Source organism: Acinetobacter lwoffii (assembly GCF_029024105.1).
GTDB lineage: Bacteria > Pseudomonadota > Gammaproteobacteria > Pseudomonadales > Moraxellaceae > Acinetobacter > Acinetobacter lwoffii.
Genome location: NZ_CP118963.1, coordinates 146,042 through 154,121, shown reverse-complemented (window position 1 = coordinate 154,121; position 8,080 = coordinate 146,042). Strand labels below are relative to the sequence as shown.

4 protein-coding genes and 1 pseudogene are annotated in these 8,080 nt (G+C 36.7%); 4 read left to right on the top strand and 1 reads right to left on the bottom strand.

The features are described from left to right. Positions 1-104 precede the first annotated feature (104 nt). Positions 105-1,142, top strand: coding sequence for a L,D-transpeptidase family protein (locus PYW33_RS00650; RefSeq protein WP_004647595.1), 1,038 nt, complete (start codon positions 105-107; stop codon positions 1,140-1,142). A gap of 56 nt (positions 1,143-1,198) precedes the next feature. Here PYW33_RS00650 and PYW33_RS00645 read toward each other — a convergent pair. Beyond that, a pseudogene (locus PYW33_RS00645) lies at positions 1,199-2,139 on the bottom strand (IS5 family transposase). Positions 2,140-2,285: 146 nt separating this feature from the next. Between PYW33_RS00645 and PYW33_RS00640 the strand changes: the two are divergent. Genes PYW33_RS00640 through PYW33_RS00630 form a run of 3 tightly spaced genes read left to right on the top strand, consistent with a single transcriptional unit; the run spans position 2,286 to position 8,058 of the window. Continuing rightward, positions 2,286-2,912, top strand: coding sequence for a hypothetical protein (locus PYW33_RS00640; protein WP_004647598.1), 627 nt, complete (start codon positions 2,286-2,288; stop codon positions 2,910-2,912). 2 nt (positions 2,913-2,914) lie between these two features. Continuing rightward, positions 2,915-5,098: a hypothetical protein gene (locus PYW33_RS00635; RefSeq protein WP_004647599.1), complete on the top strand. Its 2,184-nt coding sequence runs from the start codon at positions 2,915-2,917 to the stop codon at positions 5,096-5,098. Beyond that, on the top strand, positions 5,095-8,058 hold the full coding sequence (locus PYW33_RS00630) for a tyrosine-type recombinase/integrase (RefSeq protein WP_004647600.1): 2,964 nt from the start codon (positions 5,095-5,097) through the stop codon (positions 8,056-8,058). Before PYW33_RS00635 ends, PYW33_RS00630 begins: the two co-directional genes overlap by 4 nt. The last annotated feature ends 22 nt before the right edge of the window (positions 8,059-8,080 follow it).

The following is an 8,080-nucleotide window of genomic DNA, read 5'->3' as shown; positions in this document are numbered from 1 at the left end:
GCATTTTTTTAACTAAAATTGTTACAAAGGCGCATTTATTTAACTTTATTTAAACTATTGGTATTGTCATTTTGATAAATCGTTTTACCTTGGGATTAGCTACTATGTTGAGTCGTTTCTTAATTATTTGCTTGAGTAATATCTGTATTTTTTCAACTTATGCAAACGCACGAGAACCGCACAGTCTACTTAGTATTTCAACTAATGATCAGAACAATTTGGCATTGTTAAATCAACCCAGCACATGGTCTTTAGATAATCTAAATAAAGCTGAATGGTCAGACAATCTTGAAAAAGGCTATCTTCCTGTTTACGCAAAGTTACAAGTCCTGTTGAGTCGCCACTATTCATCCTCAGGGGCGATTGATGGTTCATTGGGCTTAAATACTGTTAAAGCGATTTCAGCTTTTCAAATTATGAAGGGTCTAAGTGGTGATGGAATCTTAGACGCAAATACTTGGCATCTTTTAAATGAAGATACAACCCAACCAACATTTATTGAATACACGATTACTGCACAAGACTTGAAGGGGCCTTATGCTCAATCTATTCCTGTAGATTATGCTGAACAATCAAAGATGCGAGGTTTGTATTACACCCGTGTGACTGAGATGCTCGGTGAAAAGTTTCATATGGATGAATTGTTTTTACAAAAAATAAATTCAGGTGCAACTTTTAATAAAGTTGGTGAAAAGATTATTGTGGCAAATGTGAAAAACACGTTGCCAAAAAATATAAAAATGATTATCGCGCACAAAGGCTCAAAACAATTATATTTGCTTGATCAACAAAATAAGATGATTGCTTCTTTTCCTGCAACCATTGGTAGTGAAGATAATCCCTCACCATCTGGCACTCATGTGATTGGGAGCATTGTGCCAAATCCACACTACAGCTATAACCCTAAGAATTTTATTCAAGGCAAAAATCTTAAACCTCTTAGTTTACCGCCCGGACCGAATAATCCAGTTGGAAATATTTGGATTGGTTTATCTCGACCTTCTTTTGGAATTCATGGGACACCCAACCCCGCTTTAATTTCTAAAACAGCTTCGCATGGGTGTATTCGATTGACCAATTGGGACGCAAATAATTTATCTAAAATTGTTCGCAAAGGCATGACTGTCAGATTTTTGGAGTAGAAGCGGCTTTGTTGCACAAAGATTTGAAATGCAAAGCGCCCCTAATTGAGCCAAATTTAAGGCGTAACTTGGGTAAGTGGTCGACCTAATTCCGTAAATCTGTTAAGGACTGCTACACGTGCATGGATCTCATTCACTTGACTAGGAAAGCTTCTTGCCATTAATTTATCGCCTAATAATTTGATGCAATGCATCTTGGTTTCAACCAAACTTCGCCGATGATAGCCTGACCATTTTTTCCATAGTGTCCTGCCTAAACGTTTAATTGCTCGAAGTAATTCATTTCGCTCTAGCGAGCTACTCTTTGTATCTTTCCATGGTTTCGCATTTTTTCTAGGTGGAATCACCGCATGTGCTTGCCGATCTGCAATGACCTGACGGCATTGCTTGGTGTCATAAGCTCCATCGGTATAAACAGAGTCAATCTGCTCATCTTGTGGAATCTGATTAAGTAAATCACCAAGCACCTGTGAATCACTGACATTATTGGTTGTGAGCTGAATAGCGCGTATTTGTAGGGTTTTGGCATCTATACCAATATGTAGTTTACGCCATTGGCGACGATATTCAGCTCCATGTTTCTTGCGTTTCCATTCGCCCTCACCTAGAAACTTCATGCCTGTAGAGTCTACGAGTAGATGCAGCCCATCGCTACTTTTTTGGTAGCTGATTACAATATCAATATGCTTTTGTCCTCTACAAAGCGTGGTGTAAGAATATCACTGATATTCGGGGCTGCTCATCCGCAAAGTTTAATCAGACTTTGCACAAAGCCAGTAACCATACGTAAAGACAGACGGAATAAGGATTTAATCATTAAGCAGCATTGGATAGCTGCGTCGGAGTAGATTTGATTTCGCCCTTGTTTGCCTTTTGATGGCGCATACCATTGCGTAGCAGGATCAAACCAAATGGCAATATTTCCGCGACTCATGAGTGCTCGGTTATATGCGGGCCAATTGGTTGTGCGGTAGATTTTGTGTGTAGGCTTCTTCATTTGAAAATTATATCGCTGAAAAAGCCTTTACAGATAGGTTTGTGCAACAAAGCCCTAAAAAGATTAAAAACACTATATATAGTGAAATTTACAATTTAATAACACAATATAGGGTGCACAACCCTTGACTCTCCTATAAAAAATACGTGAATATTATAGCTTATTTTTCAGCCACTTGGCATAAATATGGGGAGACATCAGCATATGTCTATAAAAAAAAAGCTATTGAAAGTCATCGTGTATCTTCAAAAAACTTACAATTAATGTGTTATCCAAAATGTATGCATGCCTACCAAATCTGGATTGCTCTATTTTTTCAGCTTAATCAGAAACAGCAAAACTATCACTTGAATTTAACTTTTAAACAGAATATCGAAATCCCTCTTCTGACAACAGACAAAGCTGATCACTATTTTTTTAGTAGTCATTTCAGTTGGATCTATGCCTATTTTTACAACAAGAATAAAAATGAATTTAAGTTCAGAGCTTATGAAAAAAATAATTCCTACGAATTCACCATCCAGGCTTTAAGCGAAGTAAAGGCCTTACTGTGTTCCGGATTACACCACTCCATTCATGGCTTAGACGTCATTTCGAATTGGCTAAATGAACAATACTTAGCTGCACATCTTCAGGAAGTTTTCGGTCAGGAAGTTTTAACTATCAATTATCTACGAGAATTATCAGGACTGTCTAAATCCAAAAGTCCAGTGAGTTCTATTTCAAATTATGCCGACCCACTGTCATTAGAAAAAATTCTGGCGGGAATTTAATCATGAATGAATATCGTTATTTAGAAGATACTCAAGAATTAAAGCTTGAACCATTTCGAGACTTCTATCAAGCACTGGCGGAAGCAAAACTGGAAAATGATCAGGACTTCTTTAAGCTCAATGATTTCATCCGACCAACTGAAGTCGTTAAACTAATTAAAATTATGAATCAGCATCCTACTGATCTATCGATTAGTAAGTATCCATTAGCTCATTATCTCCTGGCGCTGATCAACACTCCATCAGCATATCAATCAAATGCACTGAAATGGGCCATTTTCAATACTCAATGCATTGAATTACTTGATAGCAAAGAACATGCAGCTACTGTAGCTAATCTTTGTAGACGTTTTCGTTTAGCCAGTACAAAGCAGGAATACCATTGGCTTTACAATTTTTTACCGTCTCTTCCGATCGAATTAGACGATCTTGTTGAATTTCTAAAAGAAGCTGAAACTGAGAATAGAAAATTATTTGACAAATCCAAAGAGAGTTTAAAGAAAACCGAAATAGGCCAATTGGCAGAAATCCGCGTTATTTATACGTATACCTATACTCAATCAGAACGTCAAAAAAGACACCGTCAAAGTAATCCAGGCATCCAACAAGAATCTCCCCAAACAGATATTTACAAGACATCAAGAACTACTCTTGATGATGAGCAAACGTATCAGACCAAGTTTGAACAGGGTACAGCTAAACAATCACGCGAAGATAAAATCATTGAAACAGTTGAAGATCATAACTTTGAATTTAATGGATTAGAGCAACATTCTGTCACTGCTCAAATCGTAAATCTGAAAAGTAAAATTCTGCATCAAAACAAGAATGAGCTAATGAACAAGCCAAATCCTCGGGTTTTCGATTTACCTACTGCACGGCACGTTATGCAAGTTTTATTTGAAGAAGCAGAAAGTTCTCCCATTCATGCTTTACTTCTATTTTCAGTACTCAGCCTTACTTATTATAAAGATCTGCCAGTTTTCCAAAAAAACTCACGAATCACTGCAAAAAATAAAAAGGTTTTACTGAAGCCTGACTCGTGTTTCTTCAAACAAAGCTTTGAAATCTCTAAATTCAAAGATTTTGTTTTGAAAGAACATATGCTGAATACCATAAACTCTTTTACAATTCCCTTGCCTCAAGTTTACTTTAAAAATATTTTTCAACTAAAAAAGTGGGATCATGCAAAAATTGATTCAAAGGTACAAGAGCATTTACGTAGCATCAATAAAGAGCTGACTTTCCAGCTAACTCAACAAAATCTCCCACGTTTACTCAGTGACATTACATTGAATGAGCTAGGTTATGAATTGGAAAGTAAGTTACTTAGCGGCGTAAGCGTTCAGCACTATATTCCATGCCATTACTCTTCAACACAGATCATAGATATTCTCGATATTTATAGCCAAACACTTTATCTAGTTTGCCCGCAGCTCAACAGCAGTTATATCGAAGAATTTAAATCTCCTATTACTTTCGGTAGTCAGCAAACACCAGATCTGCCACTGGTTAAATCTTTATTTAAACAGCTTGATGAACAAGTTCGAGGTAATCCAAATCCTTTCAAAACACTGAAGTATTATTCAATCTGGCTTTGGCATATTTGCATGCTGATAACTTCAGCACGACCAAGTGAGTCCTTCCCGCCAAATCTAGATTATATTGACCTCGACAATCAATTGATGGCTGTTGCAGATAAAGAGCAGCGTTATTCGGGCACCATTGGACGATATCTACCGTTTAACGATTATCTTCGTGATGAAATACAGCATTACCTAAAATATTTAAAACACTTTCTCTACCTCACAAAAGCCTATCTGTCCAATGAACAAGTACAAACAATCCATGAGGTCTTCGAGGGTGAACGCCCCTTTCTATTATTTTACGATCCACAAGGAGATATCCGAAATTTAGAACTTTCTGATATTCAAAAATTCTGTACAGAAATAGCCCTTCAGCGCAATTGGACCCGCCACTTTTCTCGTTATTTTTTTGCACAATACTGCAATGAAGATATAGTTAAAGACATCTTTGGTCATGACGAAGCAATGCAGGGACTGTTTGATCGTTATTCGGGTTTTCAGGCAACTGATTACGATCATATTCGAGTAGCACAAGACAAGCTTGTCGAAATATTAGAACTTAAAAGTATGTCTACATTTAACGGGTTCCTGATTGAATGAGTAAACACCCACACTCCCTCAAAAGAATAAAAAAGCATAGAAAAAACAAAGCATTTCTTCTGAACTTGTTTAGTGAGAAATGTATAGAGCTGACGCCTGAGAACTATTCGGAAATTTGTCGTCAAGTTGATAATCAGCTTTTAGAACACTGTAAGTCAAACATCCGTAGCTATCAGATGGCACGTATAGAATTTGCTAAATATATCAAGCGCTTTAATCTTTCATCGAATCACTACTATCCAGTGCCTGCCGCTCCCGTAAGGTACGAAAGATCTCTGCCACTACAAAATATTGAAACCTTAAAACATGGTAAAAAAGTTACTCAATTTGCCAAAAATATGATTGCTTACTTGACAAAACATAATGACTTCAGTCCCACTCAATCTCTTGGCTTTTGTTTGATCAGTTCAATATTATTTAATGGCATTTATAACCATGCCGAATTGCAATTTTTTTTAAAAATCATTTTAAAAACAAAGAAATTTCAAAGTTTTTTAAACCTAAATCATATGGTAACACTCGAAATCCCGAACCGGAATTTCGGTAATCAGCGTATAATTGACCCTGATTTTTCAGTCAGCTATACAAAAACGTTTGTGCTACACGACATTGTGAAATGCTGGATCTACAGACTTAAACATCAAAAGTTTGATTTATTTTCGGATATTGAAGATGCAGAACATCTGATTAACGCTTGTATTATTGAATGCTTCCCTGAGGAAAAGGTACGTTGTAAAGACCTGTTAAAATACGGTTTTTACTATACACAGTTCCTGAAAAACAGCGGACTGGATCAAATGTCCATTTGTATCCTAAAAAATGAAATTTACAGTTCCAGTCCTCTCGAAAAACAATTAGAAGCTTATTTTGTTCAGTTTGAACAAAAGCACACCAATAACATTAAAGTTGAGAATACTTGTGAAAACCATCAGAACCACTCTAGAGTCAATATCGCATCAGATATAGCAGAAACTCTTGTAGAAATACGTCAAGCCATTCGTGCAAAAAACTATAAAGATCAACTCATAGGGTTATATTCCAGAGAACTGTCTCCTGCCTTAGAGCGTTTGTTGCTGTGGACCATCCTACGTTCAAAATTAACAGAGACTCAATTAAACTGCTTAAATCAAATTATCCAACAACAGAAACGATTTGAGCGCAAGCTTATACGTGCAGATTTTCAGTCAATTAAGCAAAGCTCTCTAAATACCATGTTTTCACAGTTTGCCATCGATTGGCTGATGGCAACGCAAGACAAAGACATTTCATCATTTTCAAATGCCGATTTTGAAGATATGTATGGAGAAATGCTTTTATTAAAGAAAGAAACAACTAGAGAGACTTTACAAAAACGTCTACAGGAGTTTCATCACAAACAGACATTATTTTTTAACGCGCCCACTGTGGATCTGGATAGTTTAATCCAAGTAAAAATCTGCAGAACCGCATTGATCTCGCCCCATATTTTTTACCACATGCTAGAGCAGCTCGAAAATACTCAAGATATTTCGATTCAGGATAAAAATATATTTAAACTGATTTTTATTCTGGGGTTCAGAGTCGGACTACGGATCAATGAAACATTGAATATCTTCGTACGTGATCTATTTATTAGTGAAGATGCTGTGATACTCACCATTCGCAACAATCGCAATAAAAATCAAAAAAGCTACTCAGCTTACCGCAAGATTCCCCTGCATCATCTACTTAAAGCCGACGAATTACATACATTTAAAACATATAGTCAGAATAGAAAACGTCTGCTAAAAGAACAGGGAAAATCAGTTACACAACCGCTGTTTTTAAAACAGTCCTTAGAAGAAACTCATGAAAATGAAGTGAATTCCCTATTGAAACAATTGATCCAGTCATTTTTCGGTGAGCACAATTTTACTTATCACAGCCTGCGTCATTCAGCATTTAATCATCTTTATCTGATTTTAAAACACTCACCGCTTGCTGATGCATTTACAGACTATACGCCAAATGAGCAACTCCGCATCCGTTATGCCTTGCAACGAAACAGAAATACTCAACAGATCTGGTACGCCCTTTCTCATTTTGCCGGGCATCTGACACCTGAAACAACCTGTTCTAGCTATCTGCATTTAATGCATCTGGCAATCAGTTATCAGCTCAATCAAATACAAAGCCCGCTTCCTAAAGAAGCCTATTTTAATATTCTAAAACATGATGCTGCTGTTAAATACCCTGTTCAACAACGTGCAATCAGGTCGTTCTTATTTGATCAACTCACTAAAGACCGTTACAAGCAACATGATCATCAATATCAACCAGGGCACCAGCGTTCCACTGATCCACTCGTACTGGGAGCACATGATTCCGAAATGAATTTTGAACTATTGCATCACATTCTTGTAGTTGAAAAAGAACAAGACCTTATGTTACCTGAAACTATTCCTTTGCAAATCGCGCAAAAATTACGTGCTAGAGCCCAGCATTTGAAAACCTCCTGTGTAAACCAAAAAAAATCTTCCCGCCTATTTACTACAGACTTTTTAAGAAAATCTCCTGATGCACTGGTCACCATGTTGCCCACCAATCAGGAAGAAAAACAGATCATTCATAAGGTTCAGGAACGCTTCACAACAGTACATCATCAATATGAAAAACAGCTCAATACGATCTATTCAATTTATCTTGAAAAAGTTCAGCCCAATTCAGCCCAGTTCATTTTTGAACTGAATGAAAAACGCCAACTGAAAAAGTTTATGTCTTTTATCAGCAGTTTATTTCCTAAAAAATATCTTCATCTTGAGCTTTCCCAACGGAGTAAGGAACAGCTCAAAAACACATTACAGGATTTAGCATTACGGATAGAAAATTTCAGCCTGAATGAGGATGAAGAGCGAATCAAGTTCTCTTTCAAGTATAAAGATGCAAAAGCACTTGGGGTATTCAAACTACTGATGTATCTAATGATCGTTTCTCGTCTTTAAGCTGTTTGTAATAAAAATTTGA

Excerpts from the sequence above, each read along its gene's own strand:
- PYW33_RS00635 (WP_004647599.1), top strand. The coding sequence starts at position 2,915 with ATGAATGAATATCGTTATTTAGAAGATACTCAAGAATTAAAGCTTGAA.
- PYW33_RS00630 (WP_004647600.1), top strand. The coding sequence starts at position 5,095 with ATGAGTAAACACCCACACTCCCTCAAAAGAATAAAAAAGCATAGAAAA.
- PYW33_RS00650 (WP_004647595.1), top strand. The coding sequence starts at position 105 with ATGTTGAGTCGTTTCTTAATTATTTGCTTGAGTAATATCTGTATTTTT.